The following is a 22,545-nucleotide window of genomic DNA, read 5'->3' on the forward strand; positions in this document are numbered from 1 at the left end:
CCTGGCACCTACGTGGACGCAGTTGCAGGAGCCATCGAGATCGTCAGAGTAGGAGCGGCGAAGATGCTGCGAATCCACGATGGGTCTCCGTTCGTCCAGATACGGTTCGCCTTGGTGCTCGGAGCGAATAGGGGCGCAGACAGTTGAAACGCGCACCGATACGGTGGTTGACGCTCGTTCTATTGACGCTGTGGGAGGCACAGAATGGACGCCGAGATCATAGACAATCCAGAAAAGCACCGTTTCGAGCTGCCCCTCGACGGTGGTGCGCTCGCGGTCTCCTATTACAAGGAGGAAGACGGACGGGTGGTCCTGCTCCACACCGAGGTACCACAGGAGCTTTCGGGACAGGGGATTGGGTCGCGCCTCGCCCGCGGCGTATTCGAATCTCTGCGAGCCAAGGGACGCCGCGTGATCGCCAAGTGCCCATTCATGGCGGCATATGCTTCGCGGCACCGGGAATATCTCGCCATGCTCGACGGCTGACCGCTCAAGGAAGATCCACCAGGACATTGAGCCTGTAGCCTGGGCGAATTTCCAACGCGGGCTGGACTTTTAGGTTGCGCGTGACTGTTTGATCAGAGATCTGGCCGAACGTCTGGGCGAAAGCAACGAGGAAATCGGAAACGGCCACTGCCCGGTGTCCAGTTTTAGGCTTTTCAAGAGAAATGCTCGTGCTCAAGATCGGTGCGGTCGAAGGACAGGTCGATGTCCTCGGAAAAGCGCGCGATGATGCCGAAGGCCTTCGACAGAGAGGTTCCGCCCTTGAAGACCAGGCTGGCCGCGGCTCCGTCTTGAAGACCGAACAGGCGCTTCAAGGTCCAGCAGACCCAGAAGTCTTTTTCGATGATGGTATTGGCGACGCCACGACCGACGCCGGTCTCTCCGAAGAGCGCCGCCCTATCGCCAGCCGGGAGAAGAGCGACTTCATCCATCGGCCGAACTCGCGGCTGTACTGCCGATCGAGATCAGCGTGGGGCGCATCCAGGCCGGAGCCTGGATGGCACTGGAGGCGAGCACCTTCTTGTCGTTGGCCGACAACTGGCGTGCGGCAACCTTGACAACGTCGGCAGCACGCCCCGCACCCACGTGGCGAAGCGCCTGAACGACCGTGCCGGCCGGGCTACCCGGTGCGATCAGGTGCTTGGGGGAGGCGTGACGCAGATCGACCACGCGTTTGCCCAGCACGATCCGGCGCGAGGGTCCGTTCGTCAGATAGAGGCTCTTTGCCGGAACCTGGGTCGACAGGCCAAGCGCATTCGCAGCGTCCGCGCCCGCGATCTGGGCCTGCGAGCCGGTCTCGCGCGCTAGCGCTCTGGCAATGTCGTCGGGAGCCGGGGAAAGTGGGCCCAGCTTCGGATGGACTTTCGGGAAATCGTAGAGACCACGCGCCAGGCGACGCATCTTCCCGCTCTTGACCAGACGCGAAAGGGCCTGATCGACTGCGGCACGCCCCGCCACATCGAGGAAATCACTTGGCGTAAAGACGCCGCCGCGCCCGCCGGCGCGGGCACGCTGCATGATCCGATCGGGAACCGATGCCATCGTCGTTTTCATGTGTCAGAAAATGGTATATGTTTTTCTGACATTCAAGGCGCTTTGTTTCCCGTCAAACCGAGTCCCCCAAACCGCTCTCGAGGAAGCCATGTCTGGGCCGTCAGCCTCTCGGCGGGCAATTGACTGTTGATCAGACGGGTTCGCCGGCTTCAACCGGGGTCGCCCCTTGGGCGAGCTTGAGCCGCGTCCAGACATTCATATTGATGATCACCGCGGCGATCTCAGCGATTTCAACTTCGCTGAACTGCTTCGCCACCTCATCATGTGCAGCAGCAAACGTCGCCTGGTTGAAGATGGTCAGGGCTTCACAATAGGCAAGAGCGGCGCGCTCGGCATCGCTATAGAGCGTGCTTTCCCTCCAACTCGGCAGATTTGCGATGCGTTCGGGTTTGATGCCCTGGTCCGCCGCCACCCGGCTATGAAGGATGAGGCAATACGAGCAGGGGTTGAGTTGGGCTACTCGCAATCGCAGCAACTGCGCAAGCTGGCCGTCGATCTCCAGCTTTGCCGTGTAGCCGACCGAGGCCGCCATAGCCTTGGCATGCTGATGAAAGTCCACCAGGTCTGGGTTGAAGCGGCGATCCTCGAACCTGATCTCTGAACCCACGCTACATTCTCCGGATCGAAGATTTTCCACTGGCAACTGACCCTCGGCTCCGCCCTTGACGGGCGCCGCGACAGGAACGGCAACGCACGCTATAACGCAACAGGTCCGGTCGATTTAAGAGCGTCGAACGCCTTCATGATCCGATCACGCGTTTTCTTGTCCGACGCGATTTCCGACATAGCGAACAGGCTTTCCCTGGCGCCCGCCACGTCGTTGAATCCCAGTTGCAAACGCGCAAGTTTTTGCCAGGCATCGAGCACACGCGGCGCGACCTGCGTGATCCGCTGATACACTGTCAGCGCCCGGTGAGGGTCGTTTCCATCTTCCGCGCGAACAGCCTGGTTGTTCAACAGCCGGGCCAGTACGTCACGGTTGCTCATCCGAAGGACGCTGAGCGCGGAAGCGTCGCCTTCCTTGCCAAGGCAGGCCCGGGAGATCGCCGCTATCTTCTCTTCTGACATCAGGCCGCCACCCGCGAAGGGATCGCTCACCACGGGGCTCTTCTCGCCGACCTGGACCAGCACATGGCCCGGCAGATTGAGCACATAGGCGCTCCATCCCGCCCGGCGGGCTATCGCGACATAGAGGATCGACAGCGCAATCGGCAGGCCGCGCCTGCGATCGAGCACCTGGATGAAATCGGCGTTCTCCGATTCATCATAACTGTCGACGTCGCCGACAAAGCCAAGCTCTCCATGCAGGATGCGCGAAAGCACGACGGCTCGTTCTCTCGGAAGAACCGCGCTCCGACCTTCGTCGCACACCCGGTCCTCGATCTCTTCGAGCTTTTTGAGATATGGCGCGATATCAGTATTCTCGTGATCCAGGTGGCTCAGCGCAAGCGAAGCCAGGTCGAGCAGGATATCCTCATCGTCGATGAGGCCGATGGTAGCGACATCCATGATCAATTCTCCTTCCTAATCGAGCCAAGCTCAGCCACCAGCGCCGGCCAGCTCTGGCGAATATCCTGGCGATAGGTGTCGTCCCCGCTCGATCGCTGCAGCTCCGCATCGGCAAGCCATGCGGATTGCTGCGGGCTGAGCAGGCACGCGAGCCAATCGCGATAGGGCACAGCCAAATTGATCCGTGTACGCTGAGCCGGCGTTAGAGGCAGATGGCGGGCCACGTTTTTGCGCAGGTAATACTGTGGTTCACCGTCAAGCTCGAAACCGACAGCGTCGGTCGGGCTGAACAATTCCGCATGAGCATAGGAATCCAGATCGGACCGCGAGACCTCGCGCGGATCGAAATACACCTGCACCACTTCCTCACCATCGATCCAACCGGCGTCGGTCGTGATGACCGCCGGATGCTGGGCGAGGCTCGTTTCGCCAGACCAGAAGCATGGCGTTGTGTAGGTGACACATTTGCTGAGGCCATATTCGACCAGCAGATCGCGCCCCAGCAACCGGAAATAGCCGGGGACATCATCGCCGAGCATCTCGAGGACGGCGGTGATCTTTTCGTGGAGCCCCAGCGCATCGTAGCGATCGGCCAACTTCGGCAGGAGCTCGGCTCCATCAGGCCCGAGAAACCGCACGACGGGGTTGTTCCACGATGGCTCGTCGTAGCGGCGCAGAATCTCGGCGTCTGTACCGGGATGGTTGTTGAAGATTGCGACCGGCACGAACCGATCGGAGATCAGTTCCACCATCAGAGGATGCGTGAGGACGTCCTGCCCAAAGCGCACGCAGGTCGAACACCCGGGCACCTCCTGAAACAACAGCAGAACCGGTTTGCCCATTTCGGCCGCCAGGGCCAGGCCGCGATCGTGATCGCGCAGCCACGCAACGTCGCCGAGCTCACGATGCTCGCGAAAGGAGGTTACATTTTCTTGCATGCCCAAAATATGGTGAGCCCGGTTCGTGATCACAATAACGGTTGGCGGCTAGTGCACTCTCGGATCGCTGAGCGAAACGGGTTGACCCGATCTCACTTTCAGGTCCTGGGGCTCGACCGCCTTCCTCAACTACCCGACGGTGGCGGGCGCTTCATGATCAACAGGTCTCTCACATCGTGCAGATCTTCTGCCGACGAGATGGCAACTGTCAGCCATTTCCCGTCGATGTATGTTTTGGCCTCGTCGTAGAGCTTGACCAATTGCGGGCGCCAGACATAGCGCCTCTCTTCAAACTTCTCTCGTTCTGCCCCTCCCATGACCACCACGGTCGAAAACCGTCGATACTCGGGCACCAAGGTGGTGAACGCCTTGGTTTTCTTGTAGCGAAGGGACCAACCACGGCTCTTGCCGCCGTAGAGCCAATCAGGCGCGAAAACCCCAGGGTAGAATTCATCGATCCACTTGCGCAGCTCAGCCCAACGCTCGAATGCCTCGGGTCCGATCCAGCTGCGGATGGCGGTGTCGTCGGGCGGCGCTGTTTTGTCAGTGATCCTGTCGCCGATCCGGGGAACTGTCCCCTCGGCAGTACCAATGGATGAAATCATCGAAAAACCTTTTTCATGACCCGGGCGGACGCCGGAGGGTTACGATACGGGCGCCAACGACCTGCGGCGTGCGCACGAAGAGGCGACGACAGATCGAAGCTTGGGACTGCGACGGCGCAAAGGAAAATCACCTTTGGCCATAGGATCGATAGCCGAACGTTATGGGACCGGGGTCGGTCGGGCTGGTCGCATGAGCGAAGGATCACGGGCCACGCCCGCTTCTCGAAGCGCGGCAAAGATTTCGACCGGCAGCGAGCCCTCGGCGCGGCCGACTCGCCGGGGCGTGGATGCTCTTTCGCTTGCAGGCCGACCATAGACCGAAAGAAGGTCTTCCATAACGGTCAGGTCGATAGCAGCGAGAGCGTTCTCCCTCGCCACCGAAATCTGGTCCCGGTCGAGGAATGCAGTGGCCTGCAAGGGAAGGAACTGCAGGGTTTTCAATCCAATAGAGTTCAATGCCAGCGTCAAATAGGGTGTGAGAAAGTCCGGTTGGTTGGCTCGATCGCCGGCAAAGACACCGCCGGAGGTGACACCAATGAATACTGGACGGTCCTGCAACATTCCCACTTTCCCGGCCGGCGTCGACTTCATCGTCCGGCCGACGCGCAGGATCTGATCGATCCACGCTTTGAGTGTCGAGGGAATGGTGAAGTTGTACATCGGCGTTCCGATGACAATTACATCGGCCGCCTCGATTTCCCGAATGAGCGCTTCGGAAACATCGAGGGAGCCCGTGGGGGGCGCCGCTAATGTCGCCGGCGTCGATAGCGCAACAGCGTAGTCAGCCGGGGTGTGAGGCAAGGGGTCCATCCCCAAATCGCGCCGGATGGTGCTCGCCCCCGGGGCAACCTCGAGAAGCTTCTTAACGATCGCGGCCGAAAGCCCGCGGCTATGCGATTCCTGACGCGCACTACTGTCAATGTGGAGGATGTTCATCCGATCGTTCCCAATGGCTTCTGAGGTTTCGACGGGAGAGGGCTCAGATCGAGCCGGCCGGTGTCACGGCGGGAAAGTCCTTGTCGTGATCGAACACGTTGTTGAAGAAATTCGTCAGGGAGTACATGGCCACCAATGCGATGATCTCGATGATGTTCGCGTCGGTGTAGCCAACATCGCGGACGGCTTTGAGATCGGCATCACCGACGTGACCGCGCGTCTCGGTGACCTTGCGCGCAAACTGGACGGCAGCATCCCGTTTCTCATCAACGGCATGGCCTTTCCGGGCAAGAATGATGTCTTCAGCCGACAGCTTAGCCATATGTTGAGCCGTATAGCTGTGAACCGTCAGGCAATAGTTGCAGCCGTTTACTTCGGAGACAGTGAGGCCGATGCTGTCGCGAGTCTTTACGTCGAGCGCCTTGCTCAGGGAGCCCAGCAGGGTAGCCCACGAGTTGAACGCGATCGGGCTCTGCGCGAAGGCCGCCATCATGTTGGGGGTGAATCCGATGTCCTTGGTGAACGCATCGAGAGTCGGTTTCGATTCAGCCGGCACGTGTTCCGGCTTCAGGGCAGCAGTTCTTGCCATCATAGTCTCCATAAGTTCTCGTTTTCGTTTAGGATTAGGCAAAATCAAGCACATCGGCCACGGGCATGCGCGGCTTCTGCGGCCAGTTGCCGGCTCGTTCCGGTCCTACGGTCAGCAGCATCACCGGGATTTCGTCTTCCGCCAGGCCGAACTCGAGGTGCACAGGTTCGGCGTCGAAGCCGATCATCGGTGTCGAACCCCAGCCGAGTGAGCGCGCCGCATAAATGATCGCAGCAGCGCCGAAGGTGGCGGTGCGGACCGCCTCGTCGCGGTCCTGTTGTGGCTGATCGTCATAGATCCGGCGAGCGTTTATTTCCCATTCCGGCACCATGTGCGCCGGCATGATGCCGGCTTCCACCACCGGCGCCAGACGCGCGGGGACGGTGCTGGCGTCGGCCAACTTGCCGATGACAATGAAGGTAACGGCGGCGTCCGTGACCGCCGGCTGATCCCACGCGAGCGCCCGCAACCGGGCCTTCGCCTCAGGCGTACGGACGGCGATAAACCGCCAGTTCTGCAGGTGGAAGGATGTCGGCGCTGAAGTTCCGATCCGCACAAGGTCTCGGATCTGCTCGTCGCTCAGGACGGCATCGCGATCGTAGTATTTGGCGGCACTACGGCTCAGAAGGGTTTCGATGACGGCGTTCGTTGGAATTGAACGCATGGTTGGATTGGAAAATTGGCCGGCGAGAGCTTCCGCGCTCTTTTCGGCCACTGCGCAGATGTCCGCGATGGCACCGATTGCAGGATCGGTGGCGATTCTGGCGATGCAGTTCATTGGGTGGCTCCTTCATCAAGTGATTACGGAGCCCAATTTACCGCCGCCCATGCAAACATCGAGACTGGATCGGCTCGATATGATGCGCGAAAGGATCAATCTGAGCGCAAATGGGTACTAGGGAGGGGCTGGATACTCGCCCTTGTGCGACAGCCGGCGCCATTCCCCCGGGGTCATCCCCATCCTTTCGGCGAACACACGCCGGAATGCGGAAACCGATTGATACCCGACCGTCTCGGCCACGGCCTCGGTACTGATCGCCGGCTTCTTCAACTCGTTGGCGGCGAGGCTCATCCGGAGATCGGTCAACAGGTCGAGGGCGGAGCAGCCTAGCCTGTCTTGAAAGTGTCGCATGAATGTCGCGCGTGACATTCCGCACAAGTCCGCCAGATCAGGCAGTTTCCAAGGCTGCGTGGGATCGGCGAACATCGCGGCGATAGCCGGAGCCAACCGCGGATGGCCGGCCAGCGCCAACAAGCCTTTGGGGGCTTCCTCGGCTTCGCTCGCCGCGCGCAGCACCAGCGTGAACAATGCAGAAGAAAGCGCGTTGAGAATTGCCCGTCCTCCTGCTCGGTCGCGGGCGGACTCCATTCGCATCAGTCCCACCAGGTTGGCCAGTTGGCTGGAGGCGGAGCCAATGCCCTCTTCTCCATGAGCGTCCATAGCTCGAGCAATTAGATTGGCCGGCAAGTAATTACGGATTAATCGATCATGAGGTGGTGCAATGAAAAATCGTCCACACAACAGATCGAGTTGCTCGCCCTGGCCATCGTTCTCGCTAAGCATCCATCCGGCGGAGGCCCGACTTTCGTGAGTACGGATTGGCGTTCGGCCACTACCGTCGTGCAGAACATGCGCTGCACCGTGTGGCAGCAGAACGATATCTCCACGCAGCAGCTCTTGCGTTGTTCTCGTCTCCGGATCCTCGATAATGGCTCGGCCCTTGACTATCACGTGGTAGGGAATCTCGTTCTCCGCAGCCTGGCTCCAGGCAACTCGCCACGGGGCACCGTAGGCGCAGCGGAACTCGAGCTGACCCGTAACGGCGATGATTTGGAAGAGATGGCTTAGCCAATCGACTTCAGACATGGGACCTCGAAACGCTGTGGTATTTTATCGTATCGCACATTCGTCCACCAAGCTGCTGAACGATTGCCGACGGCAGAGATGATGAGATTAGGCACCGACTGCTGAAAGCCAGACGACCGGCATCACAATTCTTGCAACTCATCGCGGGTGAGATAACGCAAACTGGTTATTTAGCCGGGGGCAATGGTGTGACAGCGAGGATGTTTCTGGCCGGGGAACTGGTCCCATTGCCCGTTCGCCGGTCCCCTCCTGACCCAAACTGCCCTGAAGAAGGAAGCGCGCGCAACGCGCGGCTTCGCCGGCCAGAGCTGCTGAACTCCTCTACAACTACGATTTCGTCGACGAGGATTTCACCCAGCCGATCATGCGACTGAGGGGACACCTTCGCTCTGGCTGGTATCGACGCGCAAGTACACGAAGAAGTTCGGAAGGCGGCTGCGCCTTGGAGCTAAACGAGTCCCACGACGCGACAAGTTGGGATCTGTAGTCGGAAGCCTACCTGCCGATTAAGGAGCGGTGGCGTTTATTTGCCACCGCTCAACTAGTCTGACTGCTTCTTTCCCTTCCCAATCTAAGGGGGCGGCAGACGTCGTCGGATCAATCGCCGCGATAATTTGGTGTATCTGGGGCTGTTGCGCACCCGGTGAATGGTCATCAGCCGCCAAGCGTCTTCGCGGTCACAGCTCCGACTGGCGGGCAAACCTTTCGGTGACTGGGACCAAGGTGAACGGAAAAACAGATCGTGGCTCATCAGAGCGCAGATCCTCGCTCATTTCCATCCCAGAGAGACAGCCTAGGAGTTGGGGTACGGTGAGGCCGAGCCGGGCGTCGAACGCGCCGGGCCGATCCCGCTGAAGTTGCTGTAATAGATCCTTTGCCTTTCCGTAATGCCGGATCGCTGGTGAAACCTTTCCTTGGCGCAGCTTCACGCCAGTTGCCGACAGCAGGATGAGCGCCTTGTAGAACTGACGCTCTGGCGTTCGTTGGTTTGCCTTTTGCCACAGGCCCTCCCACGCTTCATGAGCTTCCCAGTAATAGCCGTGGTTAAACAAGTCGGCGCCCCATCGGAACTCCTCGTAGGGCGAGCCCGGTTTAGCCAGATCCTCCGTCTTGTAGCTGTGCCCGAGAGGATGACGAACCGGATGAGGGAAGCGTCCCGGCAAGTACGCATAGGGAGGGAAACGGCGTTCCGGCAGCAAACGAGCTCTAGTAGCTTGCCCATCGCCGGACTCATAGGTTGCAGTTGGCTGAGAAGATCGACACATCTTGCTATCCAACCCCCATAGCAACCTCCTGGAAAGCCGCTGTCAGCTCGTCAGCAGAATATTGAAGCGCTCCGGCCGTCCAACGCGCCGAGCTCGCCGAATGCGAGCACCGCAGCCCGCGAGCCCCACGATGCCTTTTTCTCTGGCGTATCCCAAGACAGGGGCGGCGTCGAATCTGGGCAAGTGCCAAGGATGGCATACATTGCTAGGATTCGGACGGTACGCTGATCGGCAAGATACTGATGCCCGAACGCACCGCCAACCTCGCCTTCGGCGGCTCCCAGCGCAACATCCTCTATATCTGCGCCACCACGTTCTGTTTGGCGTTCGAGTTGCTGTGAATGGATAGACGGCAATGGAACGGACCACCCGTTGCGCTTTCAGGTTTCTAAATCCGTCTCATTTGGCCCCAATTCGGGCAGACATCCCGCGTGCTTCCCGGCAATGTGTGCTCATTAGGAAGCAGCGAACTCACTTCAACGACCGACGTTAGGCGTAAGCCGCAATCATCACGCCGCAGTAGGAACGACCGCTTTGGAGCTTAGGACGATAGTTGTCACAGGCACCTAGAACGTGGTCCTTGTCGCCGTGCCGAAGTCGGTGGTGCCGGCTTCGGCACCTATCCTGTCGAGCGCGCGACGGCGTGGGAGCGTTCGATATGCACGCCGATATAGGCGCCGATCGGCAGATCGCCGACCTCGAGCGCGGCACGCTCGGCGCGGATCGTGCCCAGACCCGTGACGTCGAGATCAACCAAAACGGTCGTGCCTTGATAAATCTTGTCCAGAACCCGTCCTGCAAATTGTCCCTCACCTTCCTTATTCCAGGGGCGGAGGGCCAAGTGTTCCGGCCTGACGCAGAACCAGATTGTCGTTCCATCCTTGTCCAGATCGGCGGCGCAGGTAGTTATAGGCAGCGCCAGGTCGGCGCCTATACGCGCCTGCGCGGTGCCGCTGCTCATGTCCAGCGTGGCAGCAACCAGGTTATTGGCGCCGACGAATCGCGCTCCGAATTCCGTGGTCGGGGTGGCGTAGAGTTCATAGGGCGTACCGACCTGCTCCACCCCGCCCTTGTTCATCAGCACGATACGATCACTCATCACCAGGGCTTCGACCTGGTCGTGGGTGACGAAAATCGTGGTCTGGTTGGCCTCGCGCTGGATGTCGCGCAGGTCGAGCCGAACTTGCTCGCGCAGCTTGGCGTCCAGGTTGGAAAGCGGCTCGTCGAGCAGGACGAGATCCGGGTTGAAGGCCAGGGCCCGCGCCACGGCGACGCGCTGCTGCTGCCCACCGCTGAGCTGTTCCGGCTTGCGGCCGCCCAACCCTTCGAGCCGCACCAATTGCAGCAATTGGTCGACGCGCTTGTCCTTGGCGGCACGGCTCCAACCGCGCATGCGCAGGCCGAAGGCGATGTTCTCGGCGACGCTCATATGCGGAAATAGCGCGTAGTTCTGGAACACCAGGCCAATATTGCGTTTGTTGGGCGGCAGCATGTCGATGCGCTTGTGGCCGAAGCGGATTTCACCGCTGTCCTGCGGCAGGAGACCCGAGAGCATCTTGAGCGTCGTCGACTTGCCGCACCCGCTGGGGCCGAGAAAGGTGACGAATTCGCCGGCCGCGATATCGAGGCTCATCTCGCGCACAGCGACGAATTCGCCGAAGGTCTTGCGCACGCGGTCGATATGCACCGGCTGGGCGACGTTGTTGGACGTGTTCATCGGGATCAGCCTTTGCGAGTCATGACCGAGCCGGCCATATATTTGGGACCGAGAGAGACGGCGACCAGCGCGTAGAAGGCAATCGCCACATAGACGAGGATGCCGGCCATGGCCACCGCATAGGGGACGATCCCGCGGTCGATGATGTCGCTGAAGAGGCGAATGGAAATCGGCGTGGCACTCGGGCCGGAGATAAAGAACAAAAGCTCGAATGTGATGAGGTTCTGCATGAAGATGAAGAGCGCGGCGATGGCGATTCCAGGCGCGATCAGCGGCAGCACGACCAGGCGGAAGGTCGTGAGCTTGTTCGCACCCAGGGACTGGGCCGCCTGTTCATATTCGTCCGGCAGGCCCTCTAGCAGCGCTTCGGCGAAACGAAGGCCGGTCGATAGGCTCAGCGCCACCAGAGCCAGCATGACGCCGACAAAGTTGTTGGACAGGCGCAGCGGAATAAAGACCGTCAGCAGCGCGATGCCCAGGATCAGTTGCGGCACCACGTCGGGAATGAGCACTAGGTTGCTCATGGCCCGCCGCCCAGCCAGCTTGCCGCGGACCATGGCCCAGGCAGCGGGGATGGCGACGACGAGCGCTATGCCGGTGGCCAACAGGGCGGCACGGATGGTGAACCAGAAGGCCTCCCAATAGGAGGGCGGGATGGTTTTGTAGGCCTCCAGGTTGAACGGTGCCGAGAACGACACTTCCAGCGTGCCCTGGAAGGAGGCGAGCAGGATCAAAAGGACCGGAAAGGTCAGCCACAACACCATGATGAGAAGATAGACTATTAGCGCCGCGCGGCCGAAGAAGAGGCCAGGCGTCAGGCGTGAACGGGTGCTCATCTGTCGCCTCCCCTCTGGCCATAGCGTGAAAGGACAACCTGCCCGACTGTGGTGACGCCGATGGCCAGAACCGAGACGATGATCGCCTGCGCGTAGCAAGATTCTGCTGTTGCAGGGTCAAGAGATTGGCCGAGATCAACAGAGAGATCATATAGGGCACCCGTCCGTTGAGCATCACGGGGATGGCATAGGCGGTGACCACAGAGGTGAAAATAAGTGCGCTGGCCGCGATGATCCCTGGCGTTGCCAGCGGCACGGTGACCGAAAAGAATGCGCGCGGCCGGTTGGCACCCAGGCTGACGGCAGCGTCCTCCAACTGCGGATCGACCGACATCAAAACGCCTGTCAGAACGGCCGTCGCCACGACGATACCGTTATAGGCGAAGGCAATGGCTTGGCCCGGCCAGTCGAAGAGGATGAACGCCGGCTGCTGCAGGATACCGAGATGCATCAGCACACGATTGGCAACGCCGGTCATCGGTGCCAGCAGCAGGATCATGGCATAGCCGATGACCACGAAGGGCAGCATGCGCGGCACGGTAATGATCGGCATCACGATATTGCGCAGCACGGTGCGGCGCGCCAATAGGTAAGCCAGCGGCAGGGCCATGAGGATGGAGACCGCCGTCACGCCGCCCGCCATCATGATCGTGGTCGCGAGCGTCCGCAAGAAGAAGCCGTTACTCAGCGTATTCACGTAATTGTCGAGCGTGAACATACCAGAGCGTTGCTCACGGAAACTGCCGACGAACAGCAGCAGCAGCGGCACGATGGCGACCAGACCGATGATGGTCACGGCCGGCAAGGTAAGAAGGCGGTAAAACAGCTTTTCCCGTCTGTAGCGGCGGCGCGAAATGCGCCGCCCTTCGTCGTATTCATCCGGCGCGGAGCGGCCTGACGATTGTGTGGTCGTGATATCGGTCATCAGTGAAATTTCCGCGCCAGTTCCGGACTTACTGGCCCTGGATAACGATCCGATTGTACAAATCGAGCACATCCGCATTGTAGGCCGGGTCAAGCATCGCGGCTCGGAATTCGTCGATGAAGACGAAATTGGCCCCTGCTGCAAACTCGGTCCACTCCTGCGAGGCGACTTCGCCAGAGCGTGGCATGCGGCTGTGATAGTTGAGGGACTTCGCCGTCTCGGTCGCGACGGTGGAATGGAAGAACTTGACCCATTCGATCGCGGCGACCGGATTTTCGCTCGCAGACGAGACAACCGGACCGGCCTGCACAACGGCCATCACGCCTTCGGTCGGCTCGACCACATGAATGGGCGTGCCTTCAGCCTGCTCCAGAATCACGTTGTGCCACCACCAGGCCGAAGCCAGCGCCTCCCCACGACGCAGTAGCGGTACGATCGAGCCCGAGCCCTGGGTCAGGGTCAAGGCATTGTCGGCCCAAGACGAAACCAGCTCAAAGGCGGGGCGAGCGGCCTCTTCATTGAAGACTCCGTCGACGAACCAGGTCCGCCAATCGTCGCCGCGAATTGTCACTGCCGCCGCAATGGCATTGTAGCCGCTCGCGACCGAAAGCGCGGAGTCGAAGGTGATCCGACCGGCGAGTTCTGGCTTCGACAGATCCGCCAGTGACGTAACGACGCCATCGTCAAGCGAGTCCTGGACTGCCAGCACCCAGGCTGCGACCTCCATCGGGGCGGCATAGCCGTCGAGGTTCATCGCCGCTAGCGCATCGGTGTCGAAGGTCGCCCATTCTTCGGGCGTGTATTGCTCTTCAAGGTTAAGCCAATAACCTTGCTCGATGCCTTCCTGAACGTTCTGATTATAGAGCAGATAGACGTCGCCAGTAGGGTTCGGCCACTCGGTCTGCAGGGTCAGCCAGGATTGCGGAATTGCGCCCGGTACGGTGCGCACGTTCACCGGCACTCCGTACTTCTCGTCCATGTACTCAGCGAAAGGCTGGACCAAAGCATCGGCCAGGTCGGTCGGCAGGCCGGTGCCCGTATAGACGATCAGTTCCGGACCGACCTCGATGCTGGCGTCCTGTGCCACGGCTGGTGAAGCAAGACTCAGGGCAAGGGCAGCCACGCCTAAAATGCGGCAATATCTCATTTTTCTCCTCCAGAAGGGTTTGGCCGGCATCAGTACTGCTGACGCCGGATGTGATTCAGTCCTGAACGCGGAATCGCTCGAGCGCGGCGTGGTTAAGGTCGAAACCGAGACCGGGGCGGTTCGGCGCCGAAATCGTGCCGTCGGCATTGAGTTCAAGCTGCTGCTTGAACATGGCGTCCTTGAGCGTATTGAGGCTGTTGTCGTAGTACTCGACCAACAGCCCGTTGGGCACCGCCGCAACCAGGTGCACATGGATTTCCTGGTCACCATGCGGCGCGACCGGAACATGGTTGGCATCGGCGTAATGAGCGCATTTCTGCCATTCGGTGATGCCGCCCAGGATTTGTGCGTCGGCATTGAGTACGTCGGCGGCGCGTGCGCTGATCAACTCACGGAAGCCGGTGATCGTGTATTCGTTCTCGCCCAGGGCGATGGGCACGTCCGTGCGCTGCACCAATTCGGCTGCGCCGGCGTTGTCCTCGGGTGAAAGCGGCTCTTCGAACCAATAGATGTTCCGCTCCTCGAGATGACGCGCCATCTTGAGTGCGTCGAGACGCGAATAGGCATTGTTGGCATCAACCAAGACGTCTACGCCCGGCCCAACGGCCTCAAGCACGGCATCAATGCGGGCGACATCCTCTGCGATCGGCACAGCGCCGATCTTCATCTTGATCGCCTTGGCGCCAGTGGAAACTTTGGTGCCGACCTCCTTCTGCAGACCTTCGAGCCCCTTGCCTTTGCCGTAATAGCCGCCGGCCACGTAGGCCGGCACCTTGTCGCGGCACCCGCCGAGCAGCTGGTGTACGGAGCGGCCGGTTTCCTTACCGATGGCGTCCCAGACAGCGATGTCGACAGCGCTGATGGCACGGGTGGCCAGACCCCGGCGGCCGAAAATCTTCGGCCGGTAGATCATCCTCCAGATGCGCTCGGTGTTGAGCGGTTGCCCCACCACCACCTGGGCAACTTCCTTGGCCGCTTCATAGACGATGCGGCCGCCGTGGGTCCAGCCGACACCGGTGACGCCAGACGCCAGTTCCAGTTCGACCACGACGATCTCGGTATGGGTATAAGTATAAAGCCCGTTGGTGATGGGCTCATCGTAGGGTGCGCTATATGCGGTCACGCGCGCCGACTTGATGGTCAATTGGAGCCTCGTTGCTTGGCTGGGTGCTCAGTCGCCTTCGCCGTTGCGCGACATGCTAGCTTCCGAAGCGAGAGGCGGCGTGAAGACGCCGGCGCCGCGCGGCACCCAATTCTCCTCCTGCTTCGCACCGTCGGCATTGTCTTGCCACGTCTGCGACGGCTTCCTACTATTCGCAGACCGGCCGGCATGACCAATGCTGATTGCCGATACAATTATGCAAAGCAGGCTGATCTTATGGACGTCACCTGGCTGTCGGACTTCACCGTCCTGGCCAAGACCGGCAACTTCTCCCGCGCCGCCGAGGCACGAAATGTTACTCAGCCGGCTTTCAGCCGCCGCATCCGGCTGCTCGAGGACTGGGTGGGTACGCCGCTTGTCGACCGACGCTCGCATCCGGTGGCCCTGACCCCGGCAGGGCTGGCGTTTCAACCCTATGCCGAGGATATCCTCTCGCGCATCGAGAAAGGTCGGCAGGCCGCCCAGGACAGCGGCGCCGAGGAAAGCCAGACCCTGCGCTTTGCCACCACCCAGGTGCTTTCCCTCAGCTATTTCCCGATCTGGCTGCGCTCAACCGCCGGGCGTGTCTGGCTGGGAGCGGTCAATCTGGTATCCAACAGCCTGGTCGCCTGCGAACACATGATGCTGAACAGCCAAGCACATTTCCTTCTCTGCCATTACCGGCAAGGCATGCCTTGGCAGCTCGACGAAGATCAGTTTACCTCGATCCTCGTGCGCTCCGACCGCCTCATACCCGTTTCCATTCCCGACGAAAACGGTCGGCCCGTCTACGATATGGACGGTGATCCAGAGCAGGTTATTCCATTTCTGGCCTATGACGGCCCCGCTGGCCTCGGGCGGATCATGCGGTCGGCCTTTGATCCTGAGTCCGTGCGGCCCCAGCTCAAGCCGATCGCGGAATCGCACTTGGCCCTGCTGCTGGGGTTGGCGCTGGAAGGCCGCGGTGTCGCCTGGGTCCCGGAAAACGTAGTGCGCTCCGAACTCGACCAGAACCATATCTGCGAGGCGGGTGGCACGCGGTGGTCGATCCCCATGGAAATCAGACTGTTCCGATCGCGAAACGACCTGGGGCCGCGAGCAGAAGCCTTCTGGGACCTCGTATCATCCGAATGATGCTATCCGAATAACGGGCATCCAAAGGGTGCAAGTTGACGGTCATCGATGGTTGGCGGTCGTCGATGAACTACGCGCGGGTAAGTCAGTCCAATGAAGTGCGGATCGAGTTCAAAGCCACGCCGACCGAGGTAATCAACAACACCGAAGAGCTGATGCGATCGACACTGGCTCCGCTTTATGAGGTGTTCGAGCTCTATACGCCATCGATGGAGATGATTATTTCCGAAGCCGCTAAGCTAAAATCCGGGCGCGTCTGAAAGTAGTTCCAAGGGTGCGTTGCCCAAGACACTTGGCGGAGGTCTTGTCCATCGGCCATAATTAATTTGGCCATCGGTTCCTTCTGGGACAGCTCTGCCTCACTACAGATCAGTATTGGCAAGTGGCTGACGCCTAAGCCTGCGCGTCGGCGGCTAACGTGAGGGAGCCGCTTGTTTTGGCAAAACAGCTAGTTTGAGCTTCGCAGCCGCTTCTCTCCCGCTTCAATGCGGATAGGCAGCACGTTCCCGACAGGAGGCAGCGGGCAGACGGCGAATTCGGTGAAGGCGCAGGGTGGATTGATAGCCTTGTTGAAGTCGAGCACGATGGACTTTTCGGTCAGATCTTCGCCGAACACGAAGCGGCAGGCAGCATAGGTGTGGTCTTTTGCGGTTTGGTCGCGGAAAACGAATTGCGGCCGCTCTGGTGTCCCGTGTATTGCGAGCAGTTCATAGGTCACGCCATTGCGAGTAAACACCGCCTTGTGGGAGGCGACCACCTCCGTCGAGATGGACTTCGAGGTATCGATAGTGAGCTCCTTGGGTGCATCGAGCTTCACCCACTCGGCCAACACGCGCCAACTCGGGTCGAGAGGAAAGTATTCCAGCGGCTCCAGTTCATCCCCTTTTCGGGACGCCGTGTCGCGGACTCGTAGGGCATTCTCGCCGTTGAGTGTGGTCACCTCAAGCAGGAGGCTGCCCGCCGTGAACCGGGGCGGGGCGTACTTGGACAGCTCCAGAACAACAGGCGGTCCCCCTTCGGCGGGGGTGTAGGTGACAGCGCCTCTGGCGTCCTGCGTGAGCGTGCCGATTCGAGCAGGTCCGACGGGAAGCACTATGTCGTTGTCCGGGGCGCTTCCTACGGCGACGGTGCCTTCAGACAGCCATTCCCGGGCGATGATGTTCAGCCATCCATCGGGAGCCTTAAGCGCGGCGAGCCGGCGGGACCGCCACTCGGCGTGGTCGGCAGCGTACTCAGACATTTCAATGCTCCTCAAAGACTAGGCGCGGCACACTGCCAAGAAGGCGTTGCGTATAGGGATGCTGCGGATCGGCGAGTACGGCAGCTGTATCGCCCGCTTCAACGACGCGGCCGCTCTCCAGGATGACGATGCTTCTGCAAAGTGCCGCAACAACTCCGATATCGTGCGAAACGAAGAGAAGGCTCATATTCCGGCTAAGCTTGCTCATCAGGTCAACGATGCGGACGCGGGTTGTCAGGTCGAGTGCGCTGACCGCTTCATCTGCGAGCAGCAGCTTCGGACCGGCGACGATCGCACGGGCTATTGCGATCCGCTGGCGCTGACCGCCCGAAAACTGGTGCGGATAGCGCCCAGCGACGTTGGGGTCGAGTCCCACGGCTTCGAGGGCGTCGCTGATCATCCCGGCGTGGTCCCCCGCTATTCTGAGCGACCGCAGTGGCTCGGCTATGATCGCGGACACGTTCTGCCGCGGATCAAGGGAGGAATACGGATCCTGGAACACGATCTGCGCTTTCCGCCGGAAATCGCGCATGAAGGAGCGATTGCCTGGATCCAGGGGCGTGCCGTCGAAGAAGATCTTGCCACGATCTGGTCGCGCCAAACCCAGCAGCAGGCGGAGTAGGGTGGTCTTGCCCGAGCCCGACTCCCCTACCAGTCCGACGGTGTCCCCCGGACCGATCTCCAGAGAAACATCCTCGAGAACAGGCCGACCGCCCGCGTAGCCGAAGCTGACACGGTCAATGCGAACGAGGCTCATGTCCTTCCCTCCATCGCGGCGTCGAAGCGCTTTGCCGCGGCGACAAGGCTCTTGGTGTAATCGTGCTGGGGTCGATTGAAGACCTCTGAGACAGTGCCTGTCTCGACTGCTTCGCCTAAACGGAGGACCATAACGCGCTCGACGGTGTTCGCGACGACCGGCAGGTCATGACTGATAAACAGAAGCGCCATCTGCCTTTCTTGTACGAGACGGTCGATGAGGATCAGGATCTCGGCCTGAGTGGTCACGTCGAGTGCCGTCGTCGGCTCGTCAGCGATCAGCAAGTCGGGCTCGCAGGCTAGAGCCATGGCGATGGCGACCCGCTGGCGCTGTCCCCCCGAAAGCTCATGCGGATAAGCCCTAGCTATGCGCCGTTCATCGGGTAGAGCGACATCGTCGATGAGCTCAAGCACTGCCTCTTTGAGCCTGGTACCCGTAATCGGCGCGCCGTTGCGACGGGCACGACGAGCGAGTGGCTCAGCGATCTGCATACCCACCGTCATAAGTGGGTCGAGAGCGGACAAGGGCTCTTGGAACACTATGGCAGCGCCGGTACCGCGCACGCGATCAAGCACCTGGTCAGGAACCCCCACGACCTGTTGCCCGCCCAGCAACACGGAGCCTGACGCCGTTAAGCCTGAAGGCAAGAGGCCCGTTGCTGCCAAAGCCGTCAGCGACTTGCCTGAGCCGGACTCGCCGATCAGCCCGACTCGCTCCCCGCGGTCCAGCGTCATCGAGAGGTCTGACACCAGGATCTTCTCACCAGCCCGCACGCTGACCCTGTCCATCTCCAAAAGCATGGTCACCGGTCTCCCAGCCTGTCGTCGACACGCTCACGAAGACCGTCAGCTAGAAGGTTTACGCCAATCGCCAGGGATACCAGCGCGATCCCCGGAGCTATAGCGCCAAGCGGGGCGGTATAAACGGTTCCCTGCGCCTCCTGCAGTATCCGCCCCCAGGAGGCGTTAGGCGGTGGAGCGCCAAGACCAAGATAGGAGAGAGAGGCTTCAGCAATAACCGCCAGGCCGAACTGCAGGGCGAAATTGACCGAGAGGGTGGGCCAGATATTCGGCAGGACATGGATGAAGACAATCTTGGGCCAGGATGATCCTGACGTCCGGGCCGCGGTGATGTAGTCCATTACCAGCACGCGTTTGGCTAGGATGCGGGTTAGACGGGCAACAATCGCAGACAGAGCGATACCCAGGGCGAGGATCGCTGACCATAGGCTCGCCTGATCGCTGGCAGCCACCACGAGCATGGCGATGAGCAGTGTGGGGAAAGCGATCAGGATGTCGAGCGTTGCGGCAAGCGCGTCGTCGAGCCACTTGCTGGCGAAAGCAGCAAGGATACCGAGCGTCACACCGATGAACGCCCCGACCGCCACAGCACCAGTCCCCACCTGCAGGGCGATGCGGCTGCCGATCATCAGCTGCGTGAAGAGATCGCGTCCGAGCCGGTCTGTTCCCACCATATGCTGCAGGCTTGCGCCTTCGAGTCGCCCTCCGGTGAAAGCGTTGGGGTCGTAAGGCAGCCAAACTAGCGTCAGGAGCCCAACGAACACATGCATGCCAACAAGCAGAGCACCTGCCCTGAGGGCAACCGAGTGTCGACGCCCGCGGCTGGGCGAACCGACCTGGGTGATCGTCATGCCTGCACACTCGTCCGACGTAGGCGCGGATCGACTAGCCGCTGGGCGATATCGGCAGCAAAACCGATGAGGAGCACCAGCAGGGTAGAAACAAAGAGCACGCCCTGCACATTCGGATAGTCGCGTTGTTGAATGGCCAAGAGCAGCATAGAGCCGAGGCCCGGCAGGTTGAACACGCGTTCGATGACCACAGCACCAAGGAAGGTGGTGGCAAGTTCGATTCCCAGGATCGAAATGACCGGTACAGCGCCGTTGCGCAGCCCGTGACGCACCAACGCCTCGGGAAAGCTGCTGCCCAGCGCGCGGGCCGTTCGCAGGTAATCACTGCCCAGAACGTCGAGCGTTGATGCACGTACATAGCGGAGCAGTGAGGCGCCCATGACCAACCCGATCGTCAGGGCTGGCAGAACCATGCCTCTTGCGGCTTCGGAAAAATCGCTCCATCCGCGCAGGGGGAAGCCTCCCGACGGGAACCACCGCAGGTTGATCGAAAACAGCGTGACCAACAGGATGCCGACCCAAAAGACGGGAATGGCAATGCCAAGCTGAGAAACGACAGAGATGGCGCCGCCATACCAACTCTGGGCGCGTACCGCCGAGACGATACCCAATGGCACGGCCAGGGCAATCGCAAGAAAGAAACCCAACAGGGTCAGCGGCAGGGTGACTGACATCCGGTTGGCGATCTCTTCCAATACGGACGCGCGGCTGACGAACGAGGTCCCCAGATCTAGCCTGGCGAGACTGCCGATGAAGTAAACGAACTGCACATGCAGCGGCTGGTCGGAGCCAACCTGAGCGCGGGCAGCTTCGATCTGCTCGGATGTTGCGCCCACACCGAGCAGAGCATTGGCGGGGTCGCCAGGCAGCAGGCGAAGCAGGACGAAAAGCACCGCCGCCGCTATGAACAGCGAGGCGAAGAGGATCAGGGTGCGGCGAATGGTGTAGGCGAGAATGATGAGATTCCTTGCGGTAGCTAACATAGAGATAGCTGTAGCCGCGCAACTAGACCACCGGCCCCAGGGGAACTGGTGGCATGTCAACGTTGGATTAGTTCGACTTCCGGATATCGTACGCGAAGAATTGGGAGTTCAGGCCGTTGACGGGATAGCCGGTCACGTTGGCCGCTGAAACGACGATCTGCGGATAAAGATACAGCCAGATGCTGGCAGCGTCCTCGGCAATGATGCGATTGGCCTGGGTGAGCTTCTCCACCTGCTCAGCTTCGTTGGAGGCTGCCTCCGCGTCGGCGATCAGCTGCACCACTTCGGGGTTGTTGTAGCCCCAGTAGAAGTCCGGGTTGCCGTAGAACACGATGTCTCGATGGTTGACGTGCTCCTGCAGCGTGGCCTCGAAGTCCCGCTCCTGATAGATCTTGGTGTACCACTCGTTGGCGGTGATGATGTTGATATTCACCTTCACACCAATCTTGGCATATTCGGTCTGCAGGAACTGAGCGACGATCGGGTGCGGATCGTAGTCGGGCGTATCGAGTGTGAACTCGAAACCGTCCGGATATCCCGCTTCAGCCAATAGTTGCTTGGCGCTTTCCACGTCGTACGCATCGACATCCGTGAGATCGACATACCACGGATCCGTCGGCGGAACGAACGAGCCGATCAGCGTGCCGTACTCCCCCCAGATGGAGTTGAGAAGTCGAGCCTTATCTGTAGCACGGGCAAGCGCCTTCCGCACCTGCACGTTGTCGAAGGGCGCAACACGATCGTTGAACGCCAGGATTTCCTTGGTTGTCGAGGCGCCTTCAGTCACCACGAAAGACGGATTGTCGGCAAACTGCACGAGCAAGTCCGGGCTTTGCACCGAGGTTATGATGTCCACTGCGTTGGTGAGCAGGGCATTATTGAGCGCTGTGGCTTCGGTGAAATACTGGAAGACCACCTCGCCGTTGGTTGGCGCTTCGCCCCAATATTCTTCGAAGCGCGAGAGCGCTAGCGCTGACCCGCGGCGCCACTCTTCCAGTGTGTAAGGACCAGTACCATCTTCCATCGCGGTGATATTTGCCGCGGCATCATTGACGATCCACACATAGGAGAGATTGTACGGCAGCGAGATCGAGCGGTCTGAAAGCGTCACCACAACCGTACGGTCATCGGGGGCTTCTACGCTGCTGATGTTTGAGAGGCTTCTCTTTCGCGAGCTCTGAGAGCTTTCAGCGGTTACGCGCTCAATCGAGTGCTTCACGTCAGCGGCAGTCAGCGGGTCGCCCGAATGGAACGTCACTCCCTCGCGCAGGGTGAAGGTGTAGGTGAGGCCGTCGTCATTGACCGCATAGTCCTCGACCAATTTCGGCTCTACAGTGCCTGCATCGGTGAGCTGGAAGAGCGCTTCATAGACATTGCCGTTGAAGGCTTCATTGATGCCTTGGCCCGCACCCGCGGTATTGTCGAGATTTTGCGGCTCGTAGAGTGAGCCAATGCGGATTGTAGCATCAGGATCGTAGTCCTGCGCCAGGGTGATCGGTGCAAAGTTGGCACCAGCCAGCAGGACTGCGGCGAAGAGAGCTGAGTTACGCATGATTGCTCCACAAAAGGGTGGATGATTGTAGACCAGCAGTGGGAGTGACACTACCTTCCACTTGGGGATCAACCAACCACCCCCGCAAAGCGATCTGGTACAAAATTCTAAAAACGAGCACGTGCAGGAAGTGCCCTCAGTTTCTTGTTTGTCGGTAGAACACCGGCGTGATTCACCGTCGCCGAGGCGTGTCAGG

General features: G+C 60.3%; 25 protein-coding genes and 1 pseudogene. 3 read left to right on the plus strand and 23 right to left on the minus strand.

Going from position 1 to position 22,545, the window contains the following annotated elements; genetic code table 11:
* Positions 1-204 precede the first annotated feature (204 nt).
* The gene (locus QQK18_RS02780) at positions 205-486 is read left to right on the plus strand and encodes a GNAT family N-acetyltransferase (RefSeq protein WP_284338759.1); all 282 of its coding nucleotides are present in this window, start codon (positions 205-207) and stop codon (positions 484-486) included.
* A 4-nt stretch (positions 487-490) separates the two neighbouring features.
* Here QQK18_RS02780 and QQK18_RS02785 read toward each other — a convergent pair whose 3' ends face one another.
* The 17 genes and pseudogenes from QQK18_RS02785 to QQK18_RS02860 form a co-directional block, all read right to left on the minus strand.
* On the minus strand, positions 491-634 hold the full coding sequence (locus QQK18_RS02785; protein ID WP_284338910.1) for a hypothetical protein: 144 nt from the start codon (positions 632-634) through the stop codon (positions 491-493).
* A gap of 25 nt (positions 635-659) precedes the next feature.
* The gene (locus tag QQK18_RS02790; protein WP_379996290.1) at positions 660-935 is read right to left on the minus strand and encodes a nucleotidyl transferase AbiEii/AbiGii toxin family protein; all 276 of its coding nucleotides are present in this window, start codon (positions 933-935) and stop codon (positions 660-662) included.
* A complete protein-coding gene (locus tag QQK18_RS02795; RefSeq protein ID WP_379996287.1) occupies positions 928-1,557 on the minus strand; it encodes a DUF6088 family protein in 630 nt (209 codons plus the stop codon). The genes QQK18_RS02790 and QQK18_RS02795 overlap by 8 nt, the downstream gene beginning before the upstream one ends.
* Before the next feature lie 130 nt (positions 1,558-1,687).
* Complete coding sequence (locus QQK18_RS02800) at positions 1,688-2,164, minus strand: carboxymuconolactone decarboxylase family protein (RefSeq protein ID WP_284338760.1); 477 nt, start codon at positions 2,162-2,164, stop codon at positions 1,688-1,690.
* An 89-nt stretch (positions 2,165-2,253) separates the two neighbouring features.
* On the minus strand, positions 2,254-3,066 hold the full coding sequence (locus tag QQK18_RS02805) for a transglutaminase family protein (protein ID WP_284338761.1): 813 nt from the start codon (positions 3,064-3,066) through the stop codon (positions 2,254-2,256).
* 2 nt (positions 3,067-3,068) lie between these two features.
* On the minus strand, positions 3,069-4,004 hold the full coding sequence (locus QQK18_RS02810; RefSeq protein ID WP_284338762.1) for a VPGUxxT family thioredoxin-like (seleno)protein, type 2: 936 nt from the start codon (positions 4,002-4,004) through the stop codon (positions 3,069-3,071).
* Between the two features lie 125 nt (positions 4,005-4,129).
* Positions 4,130-4,609 carry a DUF3788 domain-containing protein gene (locus QQK18_RS02815; protein ID WP_284338763.1) on the minus strand — a complete coding sequence of 160 codons (480 nt, stop codon included), beginning with the start codon at positions 4,607-4,609 and terminating at the stop codon, positions 4,130-4,132.
* A gap of 159 nt (positions 4,610-4,768) precedes the next feature.
* Complete coding sequence (locus QQK18_RS02820) at positions 4,769-5,545, minus strand: FMN-dependent NADH-azoreductase (RefSeq protein WP_284338764.1); 777 nt, start codon at positions 5,543-5,545, stop codon at positions 4,769-4,771.
* Positions 5,546-5,588: 43 nt separating this feature from the next.
* Complete coding sequence (locus tag QQK18_RS02825) at positions 5,589-6,134, minus strand: carboxymuconolactone decarboxylase family protein (protein ID WP_284338765.1); 546 nt, start codon at positions 6,132-6,134, stop codon at positions 5,589-5,591.
* A gap of 34 nt (positions 6,135-6,168) precedes the next feature.
* On the minus strand, positions 6,169-6,798 hold the full coding sequence (locus QQK18_RS02830; protein WP_284338902.1) for a nitroreductase family protein: 630 nt from the start codon (positions 6,796-6,798) through the stop codon (positions 6,169-6,171).
* 231 nt (positions 6,799-7,029) lie between these two features.
* Positions 7,030-8,001 carry an AraC family transcriptional regulator gene (locus QQK18_RS02835; RefSeq protein ID WP_284338766.1) on the minus strand — a complete coding sequence of 324 codons (972 nt, stop codon included), beginning with the start codon at positions 7,999-8,001 and terminating at the stop codon, positions 7,030-7,032.
* Positions 8,002-8,678: 677 nt separating this feature from the next.
* Positions 8,679-9,278: a DUF309 domain-containing protein gene (locus QQK18_RS02840; protein WP_284338767.1), complete on the minus strand. Its 600-nt coding sequence runs from the start codon at positions 9,276-9,278 to the stop codon at positions 8,679-8,681.
* A gap of 607 nt (positions 9,279-9,885) precedes the next feature.
* Positions 9,886-10,899 (minus strand): ABC transporter ATP-binding protein, encoded by a 1,014-nt coding sequence (locus tag QQK18_RS02845; RefSeq protein WP_284338768.1) that lies wholly within the window; start codon positions 10,897-10,899, stop codon positions 9,886-9,888.
* An 89-nt stretch (positions 10,900-10,988) separates the two neighbouring features.
* A complete protein-coding gene (locus QQK18_RS02850; RefSeq protein WP_284338769.1) occupies positions 10,989-11,819 on the minus strand; it encodes an ABC transporter permease in 831 nt (276 codons plus the stop codon).
* A gap of 139 nt (positions 11,820-11,958) precedes the next feature.
* Positions 11,959-12,822 (minus strand): annotated as a pseudogene (locus QQK18_RS27495) (ABC transporter permease); the annotation flags it as partial.
* On the minus strand, positions 12,773-13,921 hold the full coding sequence (locus tag QQK18_RS02855) for a substrate-binding domain-containing protein (RefSeq protein ID WP_284338770.1): 1,149 nt from the start codon (positions 13,919-13,921) through the stop codon (positions 12,773-12,775). The pseudogene QQK18_RS27495 and the gene QQK18_RS02855, both read right to left, overlap by 50 nt.
* 25 nt (positions 13,922-13,946) lie before the next feature.
* Complete coding sequence (locus QQK18_RS02860) at positions 13,947-15,035, minus strand: mandelate racemase/muconate lactonizing enzyme family protein (protein WP_284338771.1); 1,089 nt, start codon at positions 15,033-15,035, stop codon at positions 13,947-13,949.
* Between the two features lie 186 nt (positions 15,036-15,221).
* Between QQK18_RS02860 and QQK18_RS02865 the strand changes: the two genes are divergently transcribed.
* Both QQK18_RS02865 and QQK18_RS02870 read left to right on the plus strand, forming a co-directional pair.
* Positions 15,222-16,166, plus strand: coding sequence for a LysR family transcriptional regulator (locus tag QQK18_RS02865; RefSeq protein WP_284338772.1), 945 nt, complete (start codon positions 15,222-15,224; stop codon positions 16,164-16,166).
* Positions 16,167-16,201: 35 nt separating this feature from the next.
* Positions 16,202-16,426: a hypothetical protein gene (locus QQK18_RS02870; protein ID WP_284338773.1), complete on the plus strand. Its 225-nt coding sequence runs from the start codon at positions 16,202-16,204 to the stop codon at positions 16,424-16,426.
* A gap of 188 nt (positions 16,427-16,614) precedes the next feature.
* Here QQK18_RS02870 and QQK18_RS02875 read toward each other — a convergent pair whose 3' ends face one another.
* From QQK18_RS02875 to QQK18_RS02900, 6 genes are all read right to left on the minus strand, one after another.
* Positions 16,615-17,406: a DUF1684 domain-containing protein gene (locus QQK18_RS02875; protein WP_284338774.1), complete on the minus strand. Its 792-nt coding sequence runs from the start codon at positions 17,404-17,406 to the stop codon at positions 16,615-16,617.
* Between the two features lies 1 nt (position 17,407).
* Positions 17,408-18,163, minus strand: coding sequence for an ABC transporter ATP-binding protein (locus tag QQK18_RS02880; RefSeq protein WP_284338775.1), 756 nt, complete (start codon positions 18,161-18,163; stop codon positions 17,408-17,410).
* Positions 18,160-18,969, minus strand: a complete 810-nt coding sequence (locus tag QQK18_RS02885; RefSeq protein ID WP_284338776.1) for an ATP-binding cassette domain-containing protein — start codon at positions 18,967-18,969, stop codon at positions 18,160-18,162. Before QQK18_RS02885 ends, QQK18_RS02880 begins: the two co-directional genes overlap by 4 nt.
* Positions 18,966-19,814 (minus strand): ABC transporter permease, encoded by an 849-nt coding sequence (locus tag QQK18_RS02890; protein WP_284338777.1) that lies wholly within the window; start codon positions 19,812-19,814, stop codon positions 18,966-18,968. Before QQK18_RS02890 ends, QQK18_RS02885 begins: the two co-directional genes overlap by 4 nt.
* Positions 19,811-20,797, minus strand: a complete 987-nt coding sequence (locus QQK18_RS02895; RefSeq protein WP_284338903.1) for an ABC transporter permease — start codon at positions 20,795-20,797, stop codon at positions 19,811-19,813. The genes QQK18_RS02890 and QQK18_RS02895 overlap by 4 nt, the downstream gene beginning before the upstream one ends.
* A gap of 67 nt (positions 20,798-20,864) precedes the next feature.
* On the minus strand, positions 20,865-22,349 hold the full coding sequence (locus QQK18_RS02900; protein ID WP_284338778.1) for an ABC transporter substrate-binding protein: 1,485 nt from the start codon (positions 22,347-22,349) through the stop codon (positions 20,865-20,867).
* Positions 22,350-22,545 lie beyond the last annotated feature (196 nt).

This window comes from Devosia nitrariae (assembly GCF_030160115.1).
In the GTDB taxonomy this organism is placed as follows: domain Bacteria; phylum Pseudomonadota; class Alphaproteobacteria; order Rhizobiales; family Devosiaceae; genus Devosia; species Devosia nitrariae.

What these genes read in the sequence shown, in the direction of transcription:
- QQK18_RS02780 (WP_284338759.1), top strand. Translation starts at nt 205, where the DNA reads ATGGACGCCGAGATCATAGACAATCCAGAAAAGCACCGTTTCGAGCTG.
- QQK18_RS02790 (WP_379996290.1), bottom strand. Translation starts at nt 935, where the DNA reads ATGGATGAAGTCGCTCTTCTCCCGGCTGGCGATAGGGCGGCGCTCTTC.
- QQK18_RS02795 (WP_379996287.1), bottom strand. Translation starts at nt 1,557, where the DNA reads ATGAAAACGACGATGGCATCGGTTCCCGATCGGATCATGCAGCGTGCC.
- QQK18_RS02805 (WP_284338761.1), bottom strand. Translation starts at nt 3,066, where the DNA reads ATGGATGTCGCTACCATCGGCCTCATCGACGATGAGGATATCCTGCTC.
- QQK18_RS02810 (WP_284338762.1), bottom strand. Translation starts at nt 4,004, where the DNA reads ATGCAAGAAAATGTAACCTCCTTTCGCGAGCATCGTGAGCTCGGCGAC.
- QQK18_RS02815 (WP_284338763.1), bottom strand. Translation starts at nt 4,609, where the DNA reads ATGATTTCATCCATTGGTACTGCCGAGGGGACAGTTCCCCGGATCGGC.
- QQK18_RS02820 (WP_284338764.1), bottom strand. Translation starts at nt 5,545, where the DNA reads ATGAACATCCTCCACATTGACAGTAGTGCGCGTCAGGAATCGCATAGC.
- QQK18_RS02825 (WP_284338765.1), bottom strand. Translation starts at nt 6,134, where the DNA reads ATGGCAAGAACTGCTGCCCTGAAGCCGGAACACGTGCCGGCTGAATCG.
- QQK18_RS02830 (WP_284338902.1), bottom strand. Translation starts at nt 6,798, where the DNA reads ATGCGTTCAATTCCAACGAACGCCGTCATCGAAACCCTTCTGAGCCGT.
- QQK18_RS02835 (WP_284338766.1), bottom strand. Translation starts at nt 8,001, where the DNA reads ATGTCTGAAGTCGATTGGCTAAGCCATCTCTTCCAAATCATCGCCGTT.
- QQK18_RS02845 (WP_284338768.1), bottom strand. Translation starts at nt 10,899, where the DNA reads ATGAGCCTCGATATCGCGGCCGGCGAATTCGTCACCTTTCTCGGCCCC.
- QQK18_RS02850 (WP_284338769.1), bottom strand. Translation starts at nt 11,819, where the DNA reads ATGAGCACCCGTTCACGCCTGACGCCTGGCCTCTTCTTCGGCCGCGCG.
- QQK18_RS02855 (WP_284338770.1), bottom strand. Translation starts at nt 13,921, where the DNA reads ATGCCGGCCAAACCCTTCTGGAGGAGAAAAATGAGATATTGCCGCATT.
- QQK18_RS02865 (WP_284338772.1), top strand. Translation starts at nt 15,222, where the DNA reads ATGACCAATGCTGATTGCCGATACAATTATGCAAAGCAGGCTGATCTT.
- QQK18_RS02875 (WP_284338774.1), bottom strand. Translation starts at nt 17,406, where the DNA reads ATGTCTGAGTACGCTGCCGACCACGCCGAGTGGCGGTCCCGCCGGCTC.
- QQK18_RS02880 (WP_284338775.1), bottom strand. Translation starts at nt 18,163, where the DNA reads ATGAGCCTCGTTCGCATTGACCGTGTCAGCTTCGGCTACGCGGGCGGT.
- QQK18_RS02890 (WP_284338777.1), bottom strand. Translation starts at nt 19,814, where the DNA reads ATGACGATCACCCAGGTCGGTTCGCCCAGCCGCGGGCGTCGACACTCG.
- QQK18_RS02895 (WP_284338903.1), bottom strand. Translation starts at nt 20,797, where the DNA reads ATGTTAGCTACCGCAAGGAATCTCATCATTCTCGCCTACACCATTCGC.
- QQK18_RS02900 (WP_284338778.1), bottom strand. Translation starts at nt 22,349, where the DNA reads ATGCGTAACTCAGCTCTCTTCGCCGCAGTCCTGCTGGCTGGTGCCAAC.